This window comes from Citrobacter sp. Cpo126 (assembly GCF_030332445.1).
Classification (GTDB): domain Bacteria; phylum Pseudomonadota; class Gammaproteobacteria; order Enterobacterales; family Enterobacteriaceae; genus Citrobacter; species Citrobacter portucalensis.
In genome coordinates this window covers 10,380-34,574 of sequence record NZ_JAOWHT010000044.1, presented here as the reverse complement: position 1 = coordinate 34,574, position 24,195 = coordinate 10,380, and the positions used below count along the sequence as shown (strand labels likewise).

The following is a 24,195-nucleotide window of genomic DNA, read 5'->3' as shown; positions in this document are numbered from 1 at the left end:
TATTAACTCATCCGACCACATAACAATAATTTTACATACTGGACACCTTTATGAGCTATCCGTCGCTGTTCGCCCCGCTCGATTTAGGCTTCACCACGCTTAAAAACCGCGTGCTGATGGGTTCAATGCATACCGGGCTGGAAGAGTATCCCGATGGTGCAGAACGGCTGGCCGCGTTCTACGCCGAGCGCGCTCGTCACGGCGTAGCGTTAATTGTGAGCGGAGGTATTGCGCCTGCGCTTTCCGGCGTGGGGATGGAAGGCGGTGCGATGCTGAACGACACCAGCCAGCTTGCTCACCATCGCGTCATTACCGATGCTGTGCATGATGAAGGCGGTAAAATCGCCCTGCAAATCCTGCATACCGGACGTTACAGCTACCAGCCGCATCTGGTGGCGCCTTCTGCTATTCAGGCCCCCATTAACCGCTTTACGCCACATGAATTAACGCACGATGAAGTGCTGCAGTTGATTGAAGATTTTGCCCACTGCGCACAGCTGGCGCGGGAAGCGGGCTACGATGGCGTGGAAGTGATGGGGTCGGAAGGGTATCTCATCAACGAATTCCTGACACTGCGTACCAACCAGCGCGATGACCAATGGGGCGGTGAGTATGCCAACCGCATGCGGTTTGCCGTTGAGGTGGTGCGAGCGGTACGTCAGCGTGCCGGGAATGACTTTATTATTATCTTCCGCCTGTCGATGCTCGATCTGGTGGAAAACGGCGGAACCTTCGACGAAACCGTTCAGTTGGCGCAGGCTATAGAAGCCGCGGGGGCCACCATTATTAACACCGGTATTGGCTGGCATGAGGCACGTATTCCCACTATCGCTACCCCGGTACCGCGCGGTGCGTTTAGTTGGGTGACGCGTAAGCTGAAAGGGCATGTGGCAATCCCACTGGTCACCACCAACCGCATTAACGATCCCCAGGTCGCCGACGACATTCTGGCCCGTAGCGATGCCGATATGGTGTCGATGGCCCGTCCGTTCCTCGCCGATGCCGAACTGCTGTCAAAAGCGCAAACCGGACGAGCGGATGAGATCAACACCTGTATCGGCTGTAACCAGGCCTGTCTGGATCAGATCTTCGTCGGCAAAGTCACCTCTTGCCTGGTCAATCCGCGCGCCTGCCATGAGACCAAAATGCCGATCGTTGCGGCAGCTGTGCCGAAAAATCTGGCGGTTGTCGGTGCGGGTCCTGCGGGCCTCGCCTTCGCCATTAATGCCGCAGCGCGCGGGCATCACGTGACGCTGTTTGACGCACATGGCGAGATTGGCGGGCAGTTTAATATCGCCAAACAGATCCCCGGCAAAGAAGAATTCTATGAAACCCTGCGCTACTACCGTCGGATGATCGACGTGACTGGCGTGACCCTGAAACTGAATCACTTTGTCAGCGCACACGATCTGCACACCTTCGACGAAGTGATCCTTGCCAATGGGATCGAGCCTCGTATGCCGCCGATCGAGGGGATCGATCATCCTAAGGTACTGAGCTATCTCGACGTTCTGCGCGATAAAACGCCAGTGGGTAAACGCGTGGCGATCGTGGGCTGCGGCGGGATCGGTTTTGATACCGCAATGTATCTGAGTCAACCCGGTGACCCCACCAGCCAGAACATTGCGGAGTTCTGCGTGGAATGGGGGATCGACACCAGTCTGCAACAGCCTGGCGGCTTACGCCCGGAAGGCCCGCACTTATCCCGCAGCCCGCGCCAGATAGTGATGTTACAGCGCAAAGCCAGCAAACCGGGACAAGGTTTAGGTAAAACGACGGGCTGGATCCATCGCGCCACCCTGCTCTCACGCGGCGTGAAAATGATCCCGGCAGTCAGCTATCAGAAGATTGATGATGATGGGTTACACGTTGTGTTGAACGGTGAACCGGTGATCTTTAACGTGGATAACGTGGTGATTTGCGCCGGACAAGAGCCGCGCCGTGAACTGGTCGATCCGCTGCACGCGGCAGGTAAAACGGTGCATCTGATCGGCGGCTGCGATGTGGCGATGGAACTGGATGCCCGACGCGCTATTGCGCAAGGCACCAGGCTGGCACTGGAAATTTAACAGGATGTATTTCGTAGGCCGGATAAGGCGTTAGCCGCATCCGGCACCCGCTATTACCGACGGCGACCGGTTTTGACCGCTTTCAGCACCACGAATTTATTATTGGTGGCGATGGTCACGCAGTTGCCGAATATCTTCTTCAGCTTGTGGAAGTAGTCGAGGTGACGGTTAGCTACGATGTACAGCTCACCGTTGATTTTCAGGCAGCGGCGGGCGTGGTGGAACATTTCCCAGGCAATGTTATCCGTCAGCGCGTGCTTCTGGTGGAACGGTGGGTTGCACAGCACAGCGTTAAAGCGGAACGGTTCAACGCCAGACAGCGCGTTGTTAATCATAAACTCACAGCGATCCAGCGCTTCAGGCATGTTACTTTCCACGTTCAGGCGGCTTGAAGCCACCGCCATTGGCGATTCATCAACAAATACCACACTGGCTTCTGGGTTTTTCGCCAGCAGCGTCATACCGATGACGCCGTTGCCGCAACCGAGATCAACAATCTCCCCTTCAAGGTTTTCCGGCAGATGCTCGATAAAAAAGCGCGCGCCGATATCCAGCCCGGTACGGGAGAAGACGTTGGCGTGGTTATGGATAGTCCAGTCGGTGCCTTCCAGCTTCCAGCTTAACGTTTGCGAGGCAGCGGCCAGCTCCGGTTTGCTGAACGTACAGTTGATCAAACGCGCTTTTTTCCACGCCAGCGTAGTGGTGGTTGGACCCAACACTTTTTCAAACAGTTCCAGCGTCGAGGTATGTACATCACGCGCTTTTGCCCCGGCGATGATGCGCGTTTCTGGCGTTACCACTTCGCGCAGCGCACGCAGTTGCTGCTCCAGCAGCGCCATGGTTTTTGGCAGCTTAATCAGCACCACGCCCGGCGCCTGCGGATAGTCAGCGGTACTGTCGAGGAACTTGACGCTCGACTCGGCAATATCGTTGTGACGCAGGTTCTCGCGCGTGGCAAGCTCGCTGAGATAGGAATCGCCGATGCTGTACGGCGTATGTTCCGCCAGCGCACAGCCCAGCGCGCCGAAGGTATCATTCAGGATCAGCACCGGGCCGCTAATCTCGGTATCGTCCAGCTGTTGCAGCAGATATTCATCTGCAGCTTCCCACGCCAGCAGCGGGTTAACGTCATCCGTTTCCGGGAAACGTTTAAGTGACAGCGAACGGAAACCGTTGTCTATGTGGCTCATCGGCCCTCCTGAATGGTAAAATTTCGGCGTATCCCTGAAAAGGGTGCGTGAGTATACACTTTTATGATTTGCGTGGACATGAATGAACCAACTAACTTACCTCCAGGGCTACCCGGAACATTTGCTTTCTCAAGTGAGAACGCTGATTGCTGAGCAGCGCCTGGGCGCAGTGCTGGAGAAGCGCTATCCGGGTACGCATGACTTCGCGACCGACAAAGCGCTCTGGCAATATACCCAGGATCTGAAAAATCAGTTTCTGCGTAACGCCCCGCCGCTGAATAAAGTCATGTATGACAGCAAGATCCACGTTCTGAAGAATGCACTTGGGCTGCATACCGCCGTCTCTCGCGTGCAGGGCGGTAAGCTCAAAGCCAAAGCGGAGATCCGCGTCGCTACCGTGTTTCGCAGCGCCCCAGAACCCTTTTTACGCATGATCGTCGTTCATGAACTGGCTCATCTGAAAGAAAAAGAACATGACAAAGCGTTTTACCAGCTTTGCTGTCATATGGAGCCTCAGTATCATCAACTGGAGTTCGATACCCGCCTGTGGTTAACGCAACAATCGTTAAAGCAAACTGCGTAGTCGCGCACTGGCTTTGTCTTCAGGGCATGCTAAATTGACAAAAGAATCCCTTTTCGCAGCCTGAAGGCCTTTATGATACGTTTCGCAGTAATTGGCACAAACTGGATCACCCGCCAGTTTGTCGATGCCGCCCATGAAACCGGCAAGTATAAGTTAACCGCAGTCTATTCCCGTAGCCTTGAGCAGGCACAGACCTTCGCCAACGATTACCCTGTCGAACATCTGTTTACCTCACTGGAAGCGATGGCGCAAAGCGAGGCAATCGACGCTGTCTATATCGCCAGCCCGAACTCTTTGCATTTCCCGCAGACCGAGCTGTTTTTGCGGCATAAAAAGCATGTTATTTGCGAAAAGCCGCTGGCCTCCAATCTGGCGCAAGCCGAAGCCGCTATCGCCTGCGCGCGTGAGAATCAGGTCGTGCTGTTTGAAGCGTTTAAAACCGCCTACCTGCCTAATTTCCTGTTGTTACAGCAATCACTACCCAGAGTAGGAAAAATCAGGAAAGCGTTTATCAATTACTGCCAGTACTCCTCGCGTTACCAGCGCTATCTGGACGGTGAAAATCCGAACACGTTTAATCCGGCATTCTCCAATGGCTCGATTATGGATATCGGTTTTTACTGCCTGGCCTCAGCGGTTGCGCTGTGGGGCGAACCGCAGAGCGTTCAGGCCAGCGCCAGCCTGCTGGAAAGTGGCGTGGATGCCCACGGCGTGGTAGTGCTGAATTACGGTGATTTCAGCGTTACGCTCCAGCACTCAAAAGTAAGCGACTCGGTATTAGCCAGTGAAATTCAGGGCGAGTCGGGATCGCTGGTCATCGAGCATATCTCCGAATGCCAAAAGGTGTGCTTCGTGCCACGCGGTGGGAAAACGCAGGATCTGACGACGCCTCAACACATCAATACTATGCTGTATGAGGCAGAGGCTTTTGCCCATTTGGTTGAATCCGGCGAAGTGGATCACCCGGCACTGGCCGTCAGCCGTATCACCGCCAAACTGCAAACGGAGATTCGCCGCCAGACCGGCGTGGTTTTCCCGGCAGACGAAGCGGAAACATCGCTGACTGCGTAAAGGTGTGTAAAACGAATGTTGCAGGCCATTGACTGAAAGCATGGCCTGTAATATTTTGTAACCCGCAAAGGGGAGTAACTTCGTTGTCGGTTGATCGTCATTACGATGTGTGAAAAACCACATCCGGTCACCGGGCGATAACAAAGGAATACGCCACCGTATTCCTTTGTTGTTGTAAGTGAGACCTTGCCGAATGGCAAGGTCTATGCATAAAAAGCAGCGGCTAACGTCATTCGGCGTTGGCCGTTTTTTTATGCATGGGGAAATACAATGAATACTGTCGGCACACCGTTGTTATGGGGTGGCTTCGCTGTCGTAGTGGTAATTATGCTGGCCATCGACCTGCTGTTGCAGGGGCGTCGTGGCGCGCATACGATGTCAATGAAGCAGGCTGCGGCCTGGTCAATCGTCTGGGTAACGCTGTCGTTACTGTTTAACGCTGCCTTCTGGTGGTACCTGGCGGAAACCCAGGGGCGAGCCGTTGCCGACCCACAGGCGCTGGCGTTCCTTACCGGCTATTTGATCGAAAAATCACTGGCAGTAGATAACGTCTTTGTCTGGTTGATGCTCTTCAGCTACTTCTCCGTGCCGCCTGCGTTGCAGCGTCGGGTACTGGTGTATGGCGTGCTGGGTGCGATTGTGCTGCGTACGATCATGATCTTCGCGGGCAGCTGGCTTATCACCCAGTTTGAGTGGCTGTTATACGTGTTCGGCGCGTTCCTGTTGTTTACCGGCGTGAAGATGGCGCTGGCGAAAGAAGATGCCTCCGGTATTGGCGACAGACCGTTAGTACGCTGGCTACGCGGTCATTTGCGCATGACCGATACCATCGAAGATGAAAAATTCTTCGTGCGTAAAAACGGCCTGCTGTTTGTTACGCCGCTGATGCTGGTGTTGATTCTGGTTGAGCTGAGCGATGTGATTTTTGCCGTCGACAGTATTCCGGCTATCTTTGCCGTGACCACCGACCCGTTCATCGTGCTGACCTCGAACCTGTTTGCTATTTTGGGTCTGCGTGCGATGTACTTCCTGCTGGCGGGCGTGGCGGAGCGTTTCTCCATGCTGAAGTACGGCTTGTCGGTCATTTTGGTGTTTATCGGTATTAAGATGCTGATCGTCGATTTCTACCATATCCCGATCGCTATCTCGTTAGGCGTGGTATTTGGCATTCTGTTTGTGACGCTGGTTGTTAACGCTTGGGTCAACCACCAGCACGATAAAAAGCAGCAAATACAGTAAGTTTCATCTGCTAGCTGAAAAGCCCGACAGCACACTGCGTGCGTCGGGCTTTTTGTTTATCATGTCAAAATAATGTTAAGTCAAAGTTATAAAATATGATCTCAACGCGGAATCCAGGATATTTCGCTTCCAGAACCCTGTTCTTTCCTTATACTCAGCCATGCAAACATTTGCCCGATCCTGAAAGATGCGTCAACAGAACGCACAAAGGTAAGGCAACAACACAATGAAAGGATCACTACATGACTACGCAACGTTCATCGGGGCTACTCTCGCGTTTGGCGCAAGGGAGCCTGGTTAAACAAATTTTGATCGGTTTGGTACTGGGGATTTTACTGGCACTGGTGTCAAAACCTGCGGCTGAAGCCGTTGGTTTGCTGGGTACGCTGTTCGTCGGCGCATTAAAAGCCGTCGCGCCAATTCTGGTTCTGATGCTGGTGATGGCTTCTATCGCCAACCACCAGCACGGGCAAAAAACCAATATCCGCCCCATTCTGTTCCTCTACCTGCTCGGAACATTTTCAGCGGCATTAACCGCCGTTGTCTTCAGCTTTGCTTTCCCATCAACACTGCATCTTTCCAGCAGCGCGGGGGATATCGTACCGCCATCCGGGATTGTGGAAGTGATGCGTAGCCTGCTGATGAGCATGGTTTCTAACCCAATTGATGCTCTGCTGAACGCCAACTATATTGGTATTCTGGTATGGGCTGTCGGCCTGGGCTTTGCACTGCGCCACGGCAATGAAACGACCAAAAATCTGGTCAATGATATGTCCAACGCCGTCACCTTTATGGTGAAGCTGGTAATTCGTTTCGCGCCAATCGGTATCTTTGGTCTGGTCTCCTCCACGCTGGCAACCACCGGTTTCGCCACGCTTTGGGGCTACGCCCAACTGCTGACCGTACTGGTAGGCTGTATGCTGCTGGTGGCATTTGTGGTTAACCCACTGCTGGTCTTCTGGAAAATTCGCCGTAACCCGTACCCTCTGGTGCTGGCCTGTCTGCGTGAAAGCGGCGTGTATGCCTTCTTTACCCGCAGTTCGGCGGCAAATATTCCGGTGAACATGGCACTGTGTGAGAAACTGAATCTGGATCGTGATACCTATTCGGTGTCTATTCCGCTGGGCGCCACCATCAATATGGCGGGCGCGGCGATCACCATTACCGTACTGACGCTGGCGGCGGTGAATACGCTGGGTGTTCCGGTTGATTTACCGACTGCGCTGTTACTGAGCGTGGTGGCTTCACTGTGTGCCTGTGGTGCATCGGGCGTGGCGGGCGGTTCTCTGCTGCTGATCCCGCTGGCGTGCAACATGTTCGGTATCCCGAATGACATCGCCATGCAGGTTGTTGCCGTTGGCTTTATCATCGGCGTATTGCAGGACTCATGTGAAACAGCGCTGAACTCTTCTACAGACGTCCTGTTTACCGCTGCAGCCTGCCAGGCAGAAGACGAGCGTCTGGCAAATAACGCCCTGCGCGGCTAATCCCTACGCCCCTCCGTCATCGGGCGGAGGGGTTCTCTTCTTGTACGCTTTTTTCAATTTTGAACGGATCAATTCCGCGTTTTTGCATTCGCCGGAAGCGAATAATATTCAGGCCGTTCATCACCAGAAAACTCCCTTCGATCATCGTCCCACCAATCGATCCCAGCCAGAAATTATGGATAACCCAACAGGCAGTTGCGCACCACATGACGCAGCGCACGGTTAACCCTTTGCAGCGGAACAGCGCCCAGGTGCTGGCCAGCGTGCCAATTATCGGCAACAGCTCCATCGCATGCTGTAATTTCGCCAGCCCGAGAACCAGGGTGAGGACAATAAAAACGGTCATTACCCACAGTTTGCGGGTATGCATTGAGACAAGTGTGCGGATGGTGTTGAGTTCTGCGCTCATTCCCGCAGGCCAGGCCCCCATCAGGAAAAAATGCACGCCGATGGTGGCGCTATAGACGGCGAGTTGCAGCCGGAACCGGCGCTCATCGCGATTGAAAAAGGTGGTAATACCGATCAGAAAGGCGATGACACCTACGCCCTGGGCCAGCCAATACGCGGTCATGCAAGCAACCCCAATTCTATCTCGTAGGCCGGATTAGGCGAGTTCGCCGCCATCCGGCAACGGTTTGTGCCTGATGGCGCTGCGCTTATCAGGCCTACGGTTTGCGCAGACCTGCATGCAGGTACCATCAGGTATTTACTACAACGTTACGCCGCTTTTAAATATCGCTAACTCTCTAAAATCATTCCGCTCGTTGCAGGTTTGCTTGCCGTTGGCGAACTCGACGATGGTATCGACAAATTCTTCCAGTAACTGCGGCATCGCTTTGCCGTGGATCAACTGTCCAGCGTCAAAGTCGATCCAGTGCTTTTTCTTCGCCGCCAGCTCGCTGTTGGTAGCAATTTTCACCGTCGGCACAAAACCACCGTACGGCGTACCGCGACCGGTACTGAACAGCACCATATGACAGCCCGCGCCCGCCAGGGCACTGGTCGCCACCGCATCGTTACCCGGTGCGCTCAGCAGGTTCAGACCATGCGTCTTCAGACGTTCGCCGTAGCGCAGTACGTCCACCACCTGGCTGGAGCCTGCTTTTTGCGTGCAGCCGAGAGATTTATCTTCCAGCGTGGTGATACCGCCCGCTTTGTTGCCCGGCGATGGGTTCTCGTAGATCGGCTGGTCGTGAGCAATGAAGTACTGCTTGAAGTCATTGACCATGGTGACCAGCTTGCCGAACGTTTCTTCATCGCGGCAGTGGTCCATCAGCAGTTGCTCGGCGCCGAACATTTCCGGTACTTCGGTCAGTACGGTGGTGCCGCCGTTGGCAATCACGTAGTCAGAAAAACGCCCCAGCATCGGGTTGGCGGTAATACCGGACAGGCCGTCAGAGCCGCCGCATTCCAGACCAAACTTCAGCTCACCCAGTTTACCCGGCTCACGCTTATCGTTACGCATCACGTTGTACAACTGGTGAAGATGTTCAATCCCCGCTTCCACTTCGTCTTCCTGATGTTGGCAGACCATGAAGTGAACGCGCTCAGGATCGTACTCGCCTAAGGTTTCGCGGAAGGCATCAACCTGGTTGTTTTCACAACCAAGGCCAACCACCAGCACCGCCCCCGCATTCGGGTGACGCACCATGTTTTGCAGCATGGTGCGGGTGTTAATGTGGTCGTCGCCGAGCTGTGAACAGCCGTAGGTGTGGCTGAAGAGATGTACGCCGTCGATTCCTTCGGCATCGTTAGTCTCTTTCAGAAAACGGTTCTGCATCTGGCGCGCCATGGCGTTAACACAGCCAACCGTCGGTAGGATCCACAGTTCGTTGCGCACGCCAACATCGCCGTTAGCACGACGGTAGATCTGCACATCGCGATCCGCCGGTTGTGCAACTTCCGCCTGAAAATCAGGGTGGTAGCTATACGTGTCCAGGTCGCTCAGATTAGTGCGCGTGTTGTGAGCATGAATATGCTCACCCGCCGCAACGTCCACCAGCGTATGACCAATTGGCAAACCGTATTTAATGACGTTTTCGCCTTTCGCAATATCACGTAAAGCGAATTTATGGCCACGAGAGACCGCCTGACGCAGGGTTACCGCCTGCCCATCAACGGTGACTTCGGTTCCTTCAGCCAAATCAGCGAGCGCTACCGCGACGTTATCCAGCGCATGGATCTTGATGTATTGCATACCTTCACCCGGGCCTTAGTTCAGTTCAATGGCGAAGTAATCACGCGCATTGTTAAAGCAAATATTTCTGACCATTTCACCCAGCAACTGGATATCTGCCGGTGCTTCACCTGCAGCAACCCAACGGCCAATCATCTGGCACAGAATGCGACGGAAGTATTCATGGCGCGTGTATGACAGGAAGCTACGGCTATCGGTCAGCATGCCGACGAAACGGCTCAGCAGGCCGAGCTGGGCCAGCTGCGTCATCTGACGTTCCATCCCGTCTTTCTGATCGTTGAACCACCAACCGGAACCGAACTGCATCTTGCCCGGCATACCTTCGCCCTGGAAGTTGCCGATCATGGTGCCCAGCACTTCGTTATCTCGCGGGTTCAGGCAGTAGAGAATGGTTTTCGGCAGCAGGTTCTGTTCGTTCTGCTTGCTCAGCAGTTTGGACAGTTCTTCAGCCATCGGACGGTCATTGATGGAGTCGAAGCCAACATCCGCGCCCAACAGTTTGAACTGGCGCAGGTTGTTATTACGCAGCGCGCCGATGTGGTACTGCTGTACCCATTCGCGACGAGCATATTCCGCACCAAGGAACACCAGCACGGCAGTTTTAAACTGGGCAACTTCATGCTCACTCAGGGTTTCACCCGCCAGGCGACGCGCCAGAATGCTATCCAGTTCAGATTCGTTAGATTCGGCAAACAGCACCACGTCCAGCGCGTGGTCAGAAACTTTACAGCCGTGAGCCGCGAAGTGATCCAGACGTTTGGTCAGTGCAGCTTGCAGATCGCTGAAGCGGCGGATATCCGTGTCAGACACTTCACCAAGCTTCGCCATGTAGTCATTAAAGGTCGCCAGTTCAATGTTAAAGGCTTTATCCGGACGCCAGCTCGGCAGCACTTTCACATCAAAGCTTCCGTCTTTAGCAACGGCCGCATGATGCTCCAGAGAGTCGATCGGGTCATCGGTAGTGCCGACCATTTTCACATTCATCTGCTGCATGATGCCGCGTGCGGAGAATTTATCCTGCGCCAGCAGCTCGTTGCATTGGTTCCAGATTTCGTCGGCAGTCGCAGGAGACAGCAGCTTACCTGTAATACCAAACGGACGACGTAGTTCGAGGTGGGTCCAGTGGTACAGCGGGTTACCGATGGTGTGAGGTACGGTCGCGGCCCAGGCGTCAAACTTCTCACGATCGGACGCATCGCCGGTACACAGGCGCTCAGCGACGCCGTTGGTACGCATCGCACGCCATTTGTAGTGATCACCCTTCAGCCAGATGTCATACAGGTTATTAAAACGGTAGTTTTCAGCGATTTGTTGCGGTGGTAAATGGCAGTGGTAATCGAAGATCGGCTGGTCTTTGGCGTAATCATGGTACAGACGGCGGGCAAATTCGGTGTCCAGCAGGAAATCTTCAGTCATAAACGGGGTCATTATCGTCTTCCTCTCAACGAGTGCGTCAGATTGCTTATGTTTTGATGTTGACAAAGTTATCACACCAATTTCCATACACTGAAGATATTTTCGTGAGTTAGATCAACAAATGGTAACAAAAAAATTACTCTCAAAGAGGTAAATCACGCGTCAAGCCGCGCCAGTGCTGGCTTTGCTGAATCGAAATAATGACCACACGAAGATTCACACTTTTGTGATGGCACTCACCTTTTAAAGCTGTATGACAAGTTATCTTTTGGCCGTCGCGATACATAAGCCGACGGAATGCAAATTACCGATGTATCACCATCGGATTGACCGGTACGGAAACCGAATTAGCACAATTATTGACATGGCAAAGTTCGGGGAGTACCGGCTTTTTTTCGGTCCCCCTCGTAAAAGAACATCCTCCGCCCTGAACTGGAAGATGACCGCTCGTTCGCGGACATAACAAAACGATGAGGTTTTACATGCGTAAAATTAAAGGGTTACGTTGGTACATGATTGCACTGGTGACGCTTGGCACCGTGCTGGGTTACCTGACACGTAACACTGTGGCGGCAGCTGCGCCAACTCTGATGGAAGAGTTACACATCTCCACTCAACAGTATTCCTATATCATCGCAGCGTATTCTGCTGCTTACACCGTAATGCAACCCGTTGCCGGCTACGTGCTCGATGTGCTCGGCACAAAAGTTGGTTACGCGATGTTCGCCGTTCTGTGGGCCGTCTTCTGTGGCGCGACCGCACTGGCTGGCAGTTGGGGTGGACTGGCGCTGGCGCGTGGCGCGGTAGGTGCCGCTGAAGCCGCAATGATCCCTGCGGGTTTGAAAGCCAGTTCTGAGTGGTTCCCGGCAAAAGAACGTTCAATTGCCGTGGGGTACTTTAACGTCGGCTCTTCTATCGGTGCGATGATTGCTCCGCCGCTGGTCGTCTGGGCAATCGTCATGCACAGCTGGCAGATGGCATTCATTATTTCCGGTGCGCTGAGCTTCATCTGGGCGATGTGCTGGCTTGTGTTCTACAAACACCCGCGCGACCAGAAAAAACTGTCTGATGAAGAACGTGATTACATTCTGAATGGTCAGGAATCACAGCATAAAAACAACACCTCGAAAAAAATGTCGCTCGGTCAGATCCTGCGTAACCGCCAGTTCTGGGGCATCGCACTGCCGCGTTTCCTGGCTGAGCCGGCCTGGGGTACCTTCAACGCCTGGATCCCGCTGTTCATGTTTAAAGTCTACGGCTTTAACCTGAAAGAGATTGCGATGTTTGCCTGGATGCCGATGCTGTTTGCTGACCTGGGCTGTATCGTTGGGGGCTACTTACCGCCGCTGTTCCAGCGCTGGTTCGGCGTTAACCTGATCGTTTCACGTAAAATGGTCGTCACCATGGGCGCATTGCTGATGATTGGCCCAGGGATGATTGGTCTGTTCACCAGCCCGTACATTGCTATCGCCCTGCTGTGCGTCGGCGGCTTTGCTCACCAGGCGCTGTCCGGTGCGCTGATTACGCTTTCTTCTGACGTATTTGGTCGTAATGAAGTGGCAACGGCAAACGGCCTGACCGGTATGTCCGCCTGGCTTGCAAGTACGCTGTTTGCACTGGTTGTTGGCGCACTGGCTGACACTATCGGCTTTAGCCCGCTGTTCGCCGTACTGGCGGTATTCGACCTGCTCGGCGCACTCGTTATCTGGACGGTCTTGCAGAACAAATCGGCCAGCGAGGTCGACTCGGGATCACAGACTGGCGATCCTGCTCCGCAAAATTAACCCGCTGTTTTTCATCAAGGGTATATAATGCGAAGCCGCCAGTTATCTGGCGGCTTTTTTATCGCCGCGAGTGGAGCAGTAATCGCAAAAGTGGTATAACAAATATAGTCTGCCGTATCATGCCTGGAGCGCATATGGAAATCACCGAACCACGACGTTTGTACCAACAACTTGCAGCTGATCTGAAAGAACGCATTGAGCAAGGCGTCTATCTGGTGGGTGACAAACTCCCTGCCGAGCGCTTTATCGCCGATGAAAAAAATGTCAGCCGTACCGTGGTTCGTGAAGCAATTATCATGCTCGAGGTAGAGGGTTACGTTGAGGTACGCAAAGGATCGGGGATCCACGTCATTTCCAACCAACCCAGACACTATGTCGCGCCAGATGAAAACCTGGAATTTGCCAGCTACGGTCCTTTCGAGCTGCTCCAGGCGCGTCAGCTCATAGAAAGCAACATTGCCGAGTTTGCCGCCACCCAGGTGACCAAACAGGACATCATGAAGCTGATGGAGATTCAGGAGAAATCACGTAACGAAAAAAGCTTTCGTGACTCCGAGTGGGATCTCCAGTTCCATGTGCAGGTCGCCCTGGCAACGCAGAACTCGGCTCTGGCCGCGATTGTTGAAAAAATGTGGACTCAGCGCATTCATAACCCCTACTGGAAGAAACTGCACGACCACATCGACCTGCGCACGGTTGATAACTGGTGTGATGACCATGACCAGATCCTTCGGGCGCTGATTCGCAAAGATCCTCATGCCGCCAAACTGGCGATGTGGCAGCATCTTGAGAACACGAAGCAGATGCTGTTTAACGAAACCAGCGATGATTTTGAGTTCAATGCGGACCGTTATCTATTTACCGAAAATCCGGTCGTTCACCTCGATACAGCTGCTAACAGCGCAAAATAAACAATCTTATCAATGCAGGCGCGACCACGCGCCTGTTTCTGACACTTGGTAAGCGTTAGGTATAAAGTGTCAGCCTGTGTAAATCCTCTCGCCTCCCTCCATTGCGATAAGCAAAATCACAGTTCAACAACCGTAATTTCTATAACGGACTACGTTGACCTTTGTTACAATTAGATGCTGTTTGAATTTTTGTGTTTAAGAGCTTGCTAACTTCACAACTTTACAGGGAATAGTTCAGGCCGTGAGTTTGTAACAGACCACAAGTCATGTAAAAAATATTAATAAAATCGTGGTGTTACAAAATCCAGAAAACCGGCATGACGACAACCGATTCTCCAGGAATATTGAATGGAACTACTGACTCAATTACTAAATGCTTTATGGGCTCAGGATTTTGAAACGCTGGCCAATCCTTCCATGATTGGCATGCTCTATTTTGTACTCTTTACTATTTTGTTTCTGGAAAACGGACTGCTGCCAGCAGCCTTTTTACCTGGCGACAGCTTGCTGGTACTGGTCGGCGTACTTATTGCCAAAGGCGCAATGGGTTTTCCGCAAACGGTACTGCTGCTCACCACCGCAGCCAGCCTTGGTTGCTGGCTCAGCTATATACAAGGTCGATGGTTGGGTAATACCCGCACCGTGCAAAACTGGTTATCTCATCTTCCTGCACATTATCATCAGCGTGCGCATCATCTGTTCCATAAGCATGGCTTGTCTGCGCTGCTGGTCGGCCGCTTTATCGCGTTTGTCAGAACATTACTGCCGACCATCGCAGGATTGTCCGGCCTGAACAATGCGCGCTTTCAGTTCTTCAACTGGATGAGCGGACTGCTTTGGGTCCTTATTCTCACATCGTTGGGCTATCTGCTTGGCAAAACACCGGTGTTTCTCAAATATGAAGATCAGCTGATGTCTTGCCTGATGCTGCTTCCTGTGGTGTTACTGGTGTTTGGTCTGGCAGGTTCACTGGTTGTTCTTTGGAAAAAGAAATACGGGAACCGAGGGTAAATTATGCTGAAATCATGCATAACGCTCCGACGACTTGCCTGGTCCACCACTTTTATGTTGTTCATCGGCGCGTTGCTCCTGACCTGGTCGGTCATTCGCCAGCAGGAGTCAACGCTTGCCATTCGTGCCGTAAACCAGGGAGCCAGCATGCCTGATGGCTTCTCTATCTGGCATCACCTGGATGCCAACGGCATTCGTTTTAAAAGCATCACTCCGCAAAATGACGCCCTGCTGATTACCTTTGATTCCAGTGCACAGAGCGCAGCGGCGAAGGTCGTACTGGATCGAACGTTACCGCACGGTTTCGTTATCGCTCAGCAGGATGATAATAATCAGGCGGTTCAGTGGTTATCCCGCTTACGTGAGACCCCACACCGTTTTGGTTAATTTCCAGGAATCTGAATTAGATCACTCACTTTGGTGATTTCACCGTTTAGCGCCTATGATTAATAAACTGGGTTTATGACCCAACGCTTTATTATTCTGGAGCATCGACCCTAAACGACGAGGTCGAATCACAATGGAAGGTTCAAGAATGAAATACCGCATCGCTTTGGCAATTAGCCTTTTCGCTCTCAGTGCCGGCAGCTACGCCACCACCCTCTGTCAGGAAAAAGAACAAGACATTCAGCGGGAGATTAGCTATGCCGAAAAACACAACAATCAGAGCCGTATCAATGGGCTGAACAAAGCACTGAGCGAAGTCAGAGCAAACTGTACTGACAGCAAACTGCGCGCCAACCATCAGAAAAAAATCGCCGAGCAGAAAAATGAGATTGCCGAGCGTCAACGTGACTTAGCCGAAGCTAAGCAAAAAGGCGATGCGGATAAGGTAGCAAAGCGTGAACACAAGCTTGCTGAAGCCCAGCAAGAGCTAAAAGAACTCGAGACCCGCGATTACTAAGTACGGTAACTAGCCACTCAACTGGAGAAAACTATGTCGAAAGATAATGCTACGGAAAACCTGCGCGCTGAGCTGAAATCTCTTGCGGATACGCTTGAAGAAGTACTTAGCTCCTCTGGCGATAAGTCGAAGGAAGAGATGAGTAAAATTCGCAGCAAAGCCGAACATGCGCTGCGCGAGAGCCGCCATCGTCTGAGTGAAACCAGCGATGTAATTGCCAAACAGACCCGTGAGGCCGCGGCTAAAGCCGATAACTACGTGCGCGAAAACCCATGGACAGGCGTCGGCATTGGCGCTGCAGTCGGTGTGGTGCTTGGTGTACTGCTGTCGCGCCGTTAACAATGGCTGATTCTCAACACGCACAAGGTCCAGGCAAAGGCGTACTGGGTATTGGACAGCGGATCCTGACGATTCTCGTTGAGATCGTAGAAACACGGCTGCGGCTGGCCGTCGTTGAGCTGGAAGAGGAAAAAGCCAATCTCATCCAGATCCTGCTGATGCTTGGGCTGACTATGCTGTTCGCGGCGTTTGGCCTGATGAGCCTGATGGTGCTTATCATCTGGGCCATTGACCCTCAATACCGCCTGAACGCCATGATTGCCACCACCGTTGTGCTGTTGCTGTTAGCGCTGATTGGCGGGATATGGACGCTGCGTAAAGCACGTAAAACAACGCTGCTACGCCATACACGCCAGGAACTCGCTAATGACAGGCAAGCCCTGGAGGATGATGCATAATGAGCAGCAAAGTCGAACGTCAAAAGCGTAAGGCGCAACTGCTTGGACAGATCCAGCAGCAACGGCTGGATCTGTCTGCGACTCGCCGCGACTGGCTGGAAGCCACCGAGGTCTACGATCGTGGCTGGAAGACGCTACTGAACCTGCGTGGCTGGGTGTTGGTCGGGAGCAGTATTATGGCGGTTCGCACCATCCGCAACCCGAATCTGCTGGTACGCTGGGCTAAGCGCGGCTTTAGCGTCTGGAGTATCTGGCGTCTGGTGAAATCGACCATCAGACAGCAGCAACTGCGCGGCTAATCCTTTCCTTGCCCCCAACCTCAAAATTTTTGAAAAATACTGACAGTTTTCCTTGCTAACAATTCTCATTAAGCACGTTTATGATTCTCTCCATCGACAGCAACGACGCGCTCTGCAGCGTCGATGCACAAAAAAACACAATAAGCCGCCTGAGTGGTTTCCTGGAGAGTATGATGAAGAAATTAGAAGATGTTGGTGTACTGGTAGCGCGCATTCTGATGCCAATCCTGTTTATTACCGCAGGTTGGGGAAAAATCACCGGATATGCGGGTACCCAACAGTACATGGAAGCCATGGGCGTCCCAGGATTTATGCTGCCGCTGGTGATTCTGCTTGAGTTTGGCGGCGGTCTGGCAATTCTGTTCGGTTTCCTGACTCGTACAACCGCGCTGTTCACCGCAGGCTTCACATTGCTGACGGCGTTCCTCTTCCACAGCAACTTTGCGGAAGGTGTGAACTCTCTGATGTTCATGAAAAACCTGACCATCGCAGGCGGTTTCCTGCTGCTGGCTATCACCGGTCCAGGCGCATTTAGTATTGACCGTGTACTGAATAAAAAGTGGTAAGCAAACTATACCCGTCATTCTTCAAGTTGCAGGTGTGTTGGCTTCACTCAGAAACCCCAGTCACATAGTTATCTATGCTCCTGGGAGTTTCTTCCCTTGCCGCCTTCCTGCAACTCGAATTATTTAGGGTATATACTTATTAAAAGACGAGGGGGTTTACTCCTCGTTTTGCTATCCGGGAGAGAGATAATGGGACAACTGATTGACGGCGTCTGGCATGACACCTGGTACGATACCAAATCAACCGGTGGAGAATTTCAACGTTCAGCATCGGCTTTCCGTAACTGGCTCACCGCGGATGGCGCGCCTGGCCCTACCGGTGAAGGTGGCTTTGCTGCCGAAAAAGACCGCTATCATCTGTACGTTTCTCTGGCCTGTCCGTGGGCGCATCGCACGCTGATTTTGCGCAAACTCAAAGGGCTGGAACCGTTTATTTCCGTTTCTGTTGTGCATCCGCTGATGCTGGAAAACGGCTGGACCTTTGACGATAACTTCCCGGCGGCAACCGGCGATACCCTGTATCAACACGAATTTCTTTATCAGCTCTATTTACACGCCGATCCGCACTACAGCGGTCGGGTCACCGTTCCGGTGCTGTGGGATAAAAAGAACCACACTATTGTCAGCAACGAATCTGCAGAAATCATCCGCATGTTTAACACCGCGTTTGATGCGCTGGGCGCGAAAGCCGGAGATTACTATCCCCCTGCCCTGCAAAGCAAAATCGACGAGCTGAACGGCTGGATTTATGACAACGTTAATAACGGCGTGTATAAAGCCGGATTTGCCACCAGTCAGGAAGCCTACGACGACGCCGTGGATAACGTCTTTCAATCTCTGGCACGGCTGGAGCAGATCCTTGGGCAACATCGCTACCTGACCGGCGACCAGTTAACCGAGGCCGACATTCGCCTGTGGACCACGCTGGTACGCTTTGATCCCGTGTATGTCACCCACTTCAAGTGCGACAAACACCGGATTAGCGACTATCTGAACCTGTACGGTTTCCTGCGTGATATCTACCAGATGCCGGGTATTGCGGAAACCGTCAATTTCGATCATATCCGCAATCACTACTTCCGTAGCCACAAAACCATTAACCCGACCGGCATTATTTCTGTTGGGCCGTGGCAGGACCTCAACGAACCTCATGGGCGTGACGAGCGTTTCGCATGATTTACACAGGCCCCCATTTGGGGGCTAAATAATTAATACCGTAAATATTTACCATCATTTCATTCACGGCTATTCTTAATTTGATTACTTTAAAAACAAGTAATTGAATGCAGAACGAGGCAAAAATGGATTGGTATTTAAACGTATTAAAGAATTACTTTGGTTTTGGTGGCCGCGCGCGTCGTAAAGAATACTGGATGTTTGTGCTGGTCAACATCATCTTCACATTCGTGCTGGGTATTCTGGACAGAATGTTTGGCTGGGAGCGCGCCGGTGGAGAAGGCATATTAACGACGATTTACGGGGTTCTGGTCTTTATTCCGTGGTGGGCGGTACAGTTCCGGCGTTTACATGACACCGATCGTTCAGCCTGGTGGCTACTGGTGCTGCTGATCCCGATCGTAGGCTGGCTGGTGATCATCATTTTCAACTGTCAAAACGGGACTCAGGGGAGCAACCGCTTCGGGCCCGATCCCAAACAGTTATCCTGACGTAGCATATGTAGATGCCTGATGGCGCTGCGCTTATCAGGCCTACAACATACTCCGTCTTCCAGGCCGGATAAGGTGCTTCGCACCGCATCCGGCGTAACAGTCAGGCTATTTACCCGCAAACAGCTTGGGGATTTCCCGCAGACACCAGGATTTCGCCTCGCCCATGCTGTCACGACGCCAGGCCATAATAATATCTATCTCGCTTGTCGATTCCGGACTAACGACCCGCAGCCGACCAGCCGCAATATCCTCTTCCACCAGTGGATACGGCATCGTCGCCACGCCAAGTCCTGCCAACAGCGCCTGACGTTTATCTTCTATCGTACTCACCGTCAGACGCGGCTGCTTATCCAGCAGTTGAACCGTCAGCACCGGACGTTCACGGGCGGTATCCGCCACCGCGATCCCACGGTATTTAACGCGGGTGACTTCCGATAACGGTTCCGGCTCCTGATGAATGGGATGATCCGGGGCCGCTACATAGACGTTCATCAGCGAGTACAGCTTGCGCGAGTTGATTTCTGAGGATGAGCGAAAATGCATATCCGGCGCAATCACGATATCCGCCCGCCCCTGCTCAAGACGCTCCCACGCCCCGGCCAGAACTTCGGTAATAACGGAAAGCTGGGTATTGGCCTTCCCGGCAAGCCTGTCGATCAGCGGGAAAAACGCCGCCGTCGGCACCAGCGCTTCGGTAACGATAGTCAGATGCGTTTCCCAACCGCGAGCCAATGCTTCGGCATCGGTAGTCAGTTTATCCGCAGCTTCCAGCAGTACGCGCCCGCGCTCCAGCAACATACGCCCAACGTTAGTAAATTTTGTGCGGTGGCCTGAGCGGTCAAACAGCACCACGTCCAGCTCTTCCTCCAGCTTCTGCATGGTATAGCTAAGTGCGGAAGGAACGCGTCCCAGTTCGTCTGCCGCAGCAGCAAAACTACCGCGTCTGTCTATTGCGTCCATGACGCGTAACGCTTCAAGCGTTAAAGCCCTTTCTTTGGCCATCTCGTTCTCATTCAGGAAATTTGAACATACCGGGCAGAATATCTGGCTAACAATGCAGCGTCTAGCCATTTAACATAAAAGGAAGTAAAGAGAGGTCAAGAACTATGATTACTACCCGTACAGCCAAACAATGCGGGCAAGCAGACTACGGCTGGCTGCAGGCCCGTTATACCTTCTCCTTTGGACACTATTTTGATCCTAAACTGCTGGGTTATGCCTCGCTGCGTGTTCTGAACCAGGAAGTTCTGGCACCGGGGGCCTCTTTCCAGCCACGGACCTATCCGAAGGTGGATATCGTCAATCTGATCCTCGAAGGGGAAGCGGAGTACCGAGACAGCGAAGGCAACCATATCAAGGCCAAAGCAGGTGAAGTGCTATTGCTCGCGACACAGCCCGGGATCAGCTATAGCGAACACAATATCAGCAAAGATAAGCCGTTAACCAGAATGCAGCTCTGGCTGGACGCCTGCCCGCAGCGTGAAAACGCCTGTGTACAGAAAGCCACGCTGGGCACCGGTAAGCATCAGCTGCTGGCCTCGCCGGACGGTGAACAAGGCAGCCTACATCTGCGCCAACAGGTATGGGTGCACCACGTTGAGCTGCAGCAAGGTGAATCGTTGAGTTTTCAGTTACATGGGCCACGTGCTTATTTACAGTCGATTCACGGCAGATTCCATGCGGTGACGTCTGGCGCCGAAAAAGAAGCGCTCACCTGTGGCGATGGGGCATTTATTCGTGACGAAACTAACATAACGTTAGTCGCCGATACTCCGCTGCGCGCTTTGCTGATAGATTTGCCCGTATAGTCAGGGAAAACAATGGAGTACGACTATTGAGCAAGAAATCATCAAAAAAACGCCAGCCTCAGGTTGAGCCGAAAAAACAGGAAACAGTTACCTTCGGCTATGAAGAAATGCTGACAGAGCTGGAAGCGATTGTGGCCGATGCCGAACTACGGCTGGAAGACGAAGAAGCCGCCTGAACAGGCGGCTTAGACTTATGCCGGGTGGCGTCAACGGCTTACCCGGCTTACAGATTAATGTGCCTTACTGGCCATGATCTCAATAATCTGCTTGTCGGTTTCCTGCATTGAACGACACGCCAGCGCACACAGGTTAGCGATAGATTGTTCCACGTTATGCGCCACAATCCCTTCGTTGCCGGTTACAGCAGTATCATCCAGCGCCATCAGTACCGCTTTCCACGCCGCGGAAGCACTGGTTGAGACTTTCATCGCGCAGCTGTTTGAAGCGCCATCGCATATCATTCCGCTCACGTCGCCAATCATGCTGCTGATCGCCATCGCGATGGTGTTGTAGCGACCATCTACGATCCATGCCATCCCCGCTGCTGCCCCCATCGCCGCCGTAGTTGCCGCACACAGTGCAGACAAACGCGGAAGCTGATGATGGATGTAGATAGCGCTCAGATGAGACAACATTAGCGCACGTGCCAGTTTCTCCTCATCCGCGCCAAAGTGCTCAGCCACCACCATCACCGGAACAGTCGCGGTAATGCCCTGATTACCGGAGCCGGAGTTGCTCATGGCCGGCAGCGTCGCCCCGCCCATTCGCGCATCCGATGCCGCACTGGTGCGGATCAGAATAGAGGTGGAGAGATCGTTCGCCAGCAGGCCACGCGCACACTGCTTCTCAAGCGTAGTTCCGATGTGCAAACCCCAGTTACCGCGCAGCCCTTCCTGAGACAGCGCACCGTTCAGTTTTGCCGCATCGAGAATGAAGCGGATTGACTCAAACGGTACCGCGTTCACGAACGCCAGAATCTCTTCCAGCGAGGTGTGAGACAATACCGCCAGCGGCGACTCCTGCTCCTCTTCCTGAGCGTTCTGTTCTGTGGTGAACACTACGCCCTTATTGGTCTCGATGTGCACAATGTTGGTATGACCGCCCACAATCGTCACGCACGCCCATCCTTCAGCGCTGTAAACCTTCGCGCGGGAAAAGAGGATGTCCTCGCAAGGCTCCTGCAGCATCACCGCAACCTTGCCAGCGCTCAGAATCGCTTTCGCATCGGCGATCGCTTGTGGCGACGCATCTTTCAGTACCTCTAAACCGGCACGGGCATTTCCCCCCAGCGCACCCAGCGCCGCCGCGACAGGTAACCCGACCATTCCGGTACCCGGCACGGTAACGCCCATGCCGTTTTTCATCAGGTTCGGTGAGACCCACGCGTCAATGCGTTCAACCGCGCCGTCCAGCTCAGAGGAGGCAACCGCCGCCGCCAGAGCCAGAGAGATAGGTTCTGTACAGCCCAACGCAGGCTTAACTTCTTCCTGCACCGCGCGGATAAAACTATCCCATAATGGATTCAATGTAGTCTCAAACATAACAACAACCTTTGCTCAAATATCTCAGGAAAATGCCAGGAACGGAGAAACGCACAACAGCAGGCCCGTGAAAATAATCAGATACAGGGAAGCGCCTTTGTATTTGTGCAGTGCAGGAACTTTGTAGACCAGCCAGGCCGGGATCAGACAACCCACCATGCCGAAGATAGGGCTACAAATAGAGGTGAAGCTCAGCACCGGCGCGTTGAGCACAATTGCGCTCCAGGCCAGCAGGATGGCAAAAATCATAATGCCGCGCTGAACAAAGGTTTCGTTGATTTTCTCAGCCGGCATATAGCGGCGCAGAATGTTCATCACGATCCCTTGAGTCGCTTCACGGAAACCTAAGTAGACACCGAAGAAAGCGGTCATAACGGCGAAAATGTTCAGAATAACGCTGACGATTTTCACCCAGCCAGCACCCGCACCATTGATAAATTGCGCGGCAATCGCCAGAGCGGAAATGTTCTGCTCATAAGCTTTAACCGCTTCGTCGTGGCCCATCGCCAACGTGAAGGAAACGGCGTAGAAAAAGACGGTAACAAACAGAATACCGAACGCGATGTTCATGGCACGCAGGGCTTTATGGCGCGCCACTTCGATGGATTTGTTGCGTGAACGGTATGAGATAACCATCGGGCTTAAGGTCTGAATAAACAGAATCGAGGTCAGCGTAAACGGCAGAGTGATGATCGCATTTTTGATCAGCAGCGCCATCGGCGGCAGTGAACCCGCGTTATGCAGATGCCACATCCCTACCATCGACACGCCAAGCGCTGCCACAACCAGCAGCTTGGTCATTACCATGCCGGTGGAGATTTTAAACAGCATTTGTTCCCCGCGTGACGAGATAGCCACCAGGATGCAAATCAGTACCAGGCCATAGAACGGGCTGTCGGACAGTAAACCTTCCGTCACACCAAACGTGTGCAGATAGGAGGCGCTGTCATTGGTGATGGCGGTGGAATAAACGAACATCCAGATAACCAGCATCACAAAATACAACGCACCTAACAGGATGCCCCAGTTCTTACCCAGATAGCCACTGATCACGCTCGGGTAGTCTTTACACTCCGGGGACTCAGCCAGCGTGTTGATAAACAGGCGCTGGAACAGGTACATGGCAGGGTAGCCGATGATAGAGGAGAGCAAGAACACCCACAGCCCCATCAATCCTACCTGGACAGGAAGAAAAACAATCCCCGCGCCAATTGCCATACCGATACTCATAATGACCCAGCCGGTGTCCGTGCTGTCGAACTTAATGGCTTCACGCCATTCGCTTTCGGTCATTCCCGCCCGACGTGCCGGAGCAGATGCGTCGAGTATTACGCTACTATTCGTTGCCGTTTCCATAATTTCCCGCTCAATGTGTAGGTAGAGGTTTTTATATTTTTTTCGTACTGCATCAATGCGATACGCAGTACTTAGGTGCAGGTGAGCTATTGGAGTAATGAAGAAATCATACGCGCAGGATCAGAGAAAAACTTCACAAACAAACCCCTGTAATTTCTAAAAGTTAAGAAATATTTTCTCTTTTATATGCATATTTAGGATTTAAATTCTATTTTTGAAGCAGATCACAACAAAAAAAATGCGCACTAAAGTGTTAATGCTGATCAGTTAACACCTCACCTTCTGCGTTTTTTGTTAAAACAGCAAAACAGATTTAACTGGAAGTCAGAGCGTTGAAGCGATGACCCCGGTCCGGC

The 24,195-nt window shown here is 52.8% G+C and carries 25 protein-coding genes; 18 read left to right on the top strand and 7 right to left on the bottom strand.

From position 1 onward, the window contains the following. The first annotated feature begins 50 nt into the window (after positions 1-50). On the top strand, positions 51-2,069 hold the full coding sequence (locus OGY17_RS23225; RefSeq protein WP_286608458.1) for an NADPH-dependent 2,4-dienoyl-CoA reductase: 2,019 nt from the start codon (positions 51-53) through the stop codon (positions 2,067-2,069). Between the two features lie 53 nt (positions 2,070-2,122). Here OGY17_RS23225 and rlmG read toward each other — a convergent pair whose 3' ends face one another. Next, a complete protein-coding gene (gene rlmG, locus OGY17_RS23220; protein ID WP_008785866.1) occupies positions 2,123-3,259 on the bottom strand; it encodes a 23S rRNA (guanine(1835)-N(2))-methyltransferase RlmG in 1,137 nt (378 codons plus the stop codon). 82 nt (positions 3,260-3,341) lie between these two features. Between rlmG and OGY17_RS23215 the strand changes: the two genes are divergently transcribed. The 4 genes from OGY17_RS23215 to sstT all read left to right on the top strand — a co-directional run bounded on the left by OGY17_RS23215 (position 3,342) and on the right by sstT (position 7,639). Continuing rightward, entirely contained in the window at positions 3,342-3,842 is a 501-nt protein-coding gene (locus OGY17_RS23215; RefSeq protein WP_008785867.1) for a M48 metallopeptidase family protein, read from the top strand. A gap of 72 nt (positions 3,843-3,914) precedes the next feature. Further along, complete coding sequence (locus tag OGY17_RS23210; RefSeq protein ID WP_103014960.1) at positions 3,915-4,913, top strand: Gfo/Idh/MocA family protein; 999 nt, start codon at positions 3,915-3,917, stop codon at positions 4,911-4,913. A 270-nt stretch (positions 4,914-5,183) separates the two neighbouring features. Next, entirely contained in the window at positions 5,184-6,152 is a 969-nt protein-coding gene (locus OGY17_RS23205) for a TerC family protein (protein ID WP_048216385.1), read from the top strand. 242 nt (positions 6,153-6,394) lie between these two features. After that, entirely contained in the window at positions 6,395-7,639 is a 1,245-nt protein-coding gene (gene sstT / locus OGY17_RS23200) for a serine/threonine transporter SstT (RefSeq protein ID WP_048215489.1), read from the top strand. Positions 7,640-7,655: 16 nt separating this feature from the next. Here sstT and OGY17_RS23195 read toward each other — a convergent pair whose 3' ends face one another. The 3 genes from OGY17_RS23195 to uxaC form a co-directional block, all read right to left on the bottom strand. Beyond that, positions 7,656-8,210, bottom strand: a complete 555-nt coding sequence (locus OGY17_RS23195) for a YgjV family protein (RefSeq protein WP_008785870.1) — start codon at positions 8,208-8,210, stop codon at positions 7,656-7,658. Positions 8,211-8,348: 138 nt separating this feature from the next. Then, positions 8,349-9,836 carry a UxaA family hydrolase gene (locus OGY17_RS23190; protein ID WP_032945078.1) on the bottom strand — a complete coding sequence of 496 codons (1,488 nt, stop codon included), beginning with the start codon at positions 9,834-9,836 and terminating at the stop codon, positions 8,349-8,351. A gap of 15 nt (positions 9,837-9,851) precedes the next feature. Further along, complete coding sequence (uxaC, locus tag OGY17_RS23185) at positions 9,852-11,264, bottom strand: glucuronate isomerase (protein ID WP_003024811.1); 1,413 nt, start codon at positions 11,262-11,264, stop codon at positions 9,852-9,854. A 470-nt stretch (positions 11,265-11,734) separates the two neighbouring features. Between uxaC and OGY17_RS23180 the strand changes: the two genes are divergently transcribed. The 11 genes from OGY17_RS23180 (at position 11,735) to OGY17_RS23130 (ending at position 19,131) form a co-directional block, all read left to right on the top strand. Then, positions 11,735-13,036, top strand: a complete 1,302-nt coding sequence (locus OGY17_RS23180) for an MFS transporter (RefSeq protein ID WP_048215487.1) — start codon at positions 11,735-11,737, stop codon at positions 13,034-13,036. Between the two features lie 134 nt (positions 13,037-13,170). After that, on the top strand, positions 13,171-13,947 hold the full coding sequence (gene exuR, locus OGY17_RS23175) for a transcriptional regulator ExuR (protein WP_003828559.1): 777 nt from the start codon (positions 13,171-13,173) through the stop codon (positions 13,945-13,947). A gap of 348 nt (positions 13,948-14,295) precedes the next feature. Beyond that, a complete protein-coding gene (gene yqjA / locus OGY17_RS23170) occupies positions 14,296-14,958 on the top strand; it encodes a DedA family general envelope maintenance protein YqjA (protein ID WP_003828561.1) in 663 nt (220 codons plus the stop codon). Between the two features lie 18 nt (positions 14,959-14,976). Beyond that, the gene (gene mzrA, locus OGY17_RS23165; protein WP_162623447.1) at positions 14,977-15,345 is read left to right on the top strand and encodes an EnvZ/OmpR regulon moderator MzrA; all 369 of its coding nucleotides are present in this window, start codon (positions 14,977-14,979) and stop codon (positions 15,343-15,345) included. A gap of 148 nt (positions 15,346-15,493) precedes the next feature. Continuing rightward, positions 15,494-15,862, top strand: a complete 369-nt coding sequence (locus OGY17_RS23160) for a DUF1090 domain-containing protein (RefSeq protein WP_032941739.1) — start codon at positions 15,494-15,496, stop codon at positions 15,860-15,862. 33 nt (positions 15,863-15,895) lie between these two features. Next, a complete protein-coding gene (locus OGY17_RS23155) occupies positions 15,896-16,201 on the top strand; it encodes an ElaB/YgaM/YqjD family protein (protein ID WP_003024832.1) in 306 nt (101 codons plus the stop codon). A 2-nt stretch (positions 16,202-16,203) separates the two neighbouring features. After that, the gene (locus OGY17_RS23150) at positions 16,204-16,599 is read left to right on the top strand and encodes a phage holin family protein (protein ID WP_003828567.1); all 396 of its coding nucleotides are present in this window, start codon (positions 16,204-16,206) and stop codon (positions 16,597-16,599) included. Further along, positions 16,599-16,898 (top strand): YqjK-like family protein, encoded by a 300-nt coding sequence (locus tag OGY17_RS23145; protein WP_003828569.1) that lies wholly within the window; start codon positions 16,599-16,601, stop codon positions 16,896-16,898. Before OGY17_RS23150 ends, OGY17_RS23145 begins: the two co-directional genes overlap by 1 nt. 173 nt (positions 16,899-17,071) lie before the next feature. Further along, complete coding sequence (locus OGY17_RS23140) at positions 17,072-17,464, top strand: DoxX family protein (RefSeq protein WP_003024847.1); 393 nt, start codon at positions 17,072-17,074, stop codon at positions 17,462-17,464. 189 nt (positions 17,465-17,653) lie between these two features. After that, positions 17,654-18,640 carry a glutathionyl-hydroquinone reductase YqjG gene (gene yqjG, locus OGY17_RS23135; protein WP_191215385.1) on the top strand — a complete coding sequence of 329 codons (987 nt, stop codon included), beginning with the start codon at positions 17,654-17,656 and terminating at the stop codon, positions 18,638-18,640. A gap of 125 nt (positions 18,641-18,765) precedes the next feature. Further along, positions 18,766-19,131: a DUF805 domain-containing protein gene (locus OGY17_RS23130; protein WP_008785879.1), complete on the top strand. Its 366-nt coding sequence runs from the start codon at positions 18,766-18,768 to the stop codon at positions 19,129-19,131. 108 nt (positions 19,132-19,239) lie between these two features. Here OGY17_RS23130 and yhaJ read toward each other — a convergent pair whose 3' ends face one another. After that, positions 19,240-20,136 (bottom strand): DNA-binding transcriptional regulator YhaJ, encoded by an 897-nt coding sequence (gene yhaJ, locus OGY17_RS23125; protein ID WP_003024855.1) that lies wholly within the window; start codon positions 20,134-20,136, stop codon positions 19,240-19,242. Between the two features lie 104 nt (positions 20,137-20,240). Between yhaJ and OGY17_RS23120 the strand changes: the two genes are divergently transcribed. Beyond that, positions 20,241-20,942 (top strand): pirin family protein, encoded by a 702-nt coding sequence (locus OGY17_RS23120; protein WP_003024860.1) that lies wholly within the window; start codon positions 20,241-20,243, stop codon positions 20,940-20,942. Between the two features lie 26 nt (positions 20,943-20,968). After that, on the top strand, positions 20,969-21,118 hold the full coding sequence (locus tag OGY17_RS23115; RefSeq protein WP_003828578.1) for a protein YhaL: 150 nt from the start codon (positions 20,969-20,971) through the stop codon (positions 21,116-21,118). A gap of 54 nt (positions 21,119-21,172) precedes the next feature. Here OGY17_RS23115 and OGY17_RS23110 read toward each other — a convergent pair whose 3' ends face one another. Both OGY17_RS23110 and OGY17_RS23105 read right to left on the bottom strand, forming a co-directional pair. Beyond that, on the bottom strand, positions 21,173-22,483 hold the full coding sequence (locus OGY17_RS23110; protein WP_125362875.1) for an L-cysteine desulfidase family protein: 1,311 nt from the start codon (positions 22,481-22,483) through the stop codon (positions 21,173-21,175). 24 nt (positions 22,484-22,507) lie between these two features. Then, positions 22,508-23,839 (bottom strand): SLC5/6 family protein, encoded by a 1,332-nt coding sequence (locus OGY17_RS23105; protein ID WP_020996346.1) that lies wholly within the window; start codon positions 23,837-23,839, stop codon positions 22,508-22,510. Positions 23,840-24,195: the final 356 nt, after the last annotated feature.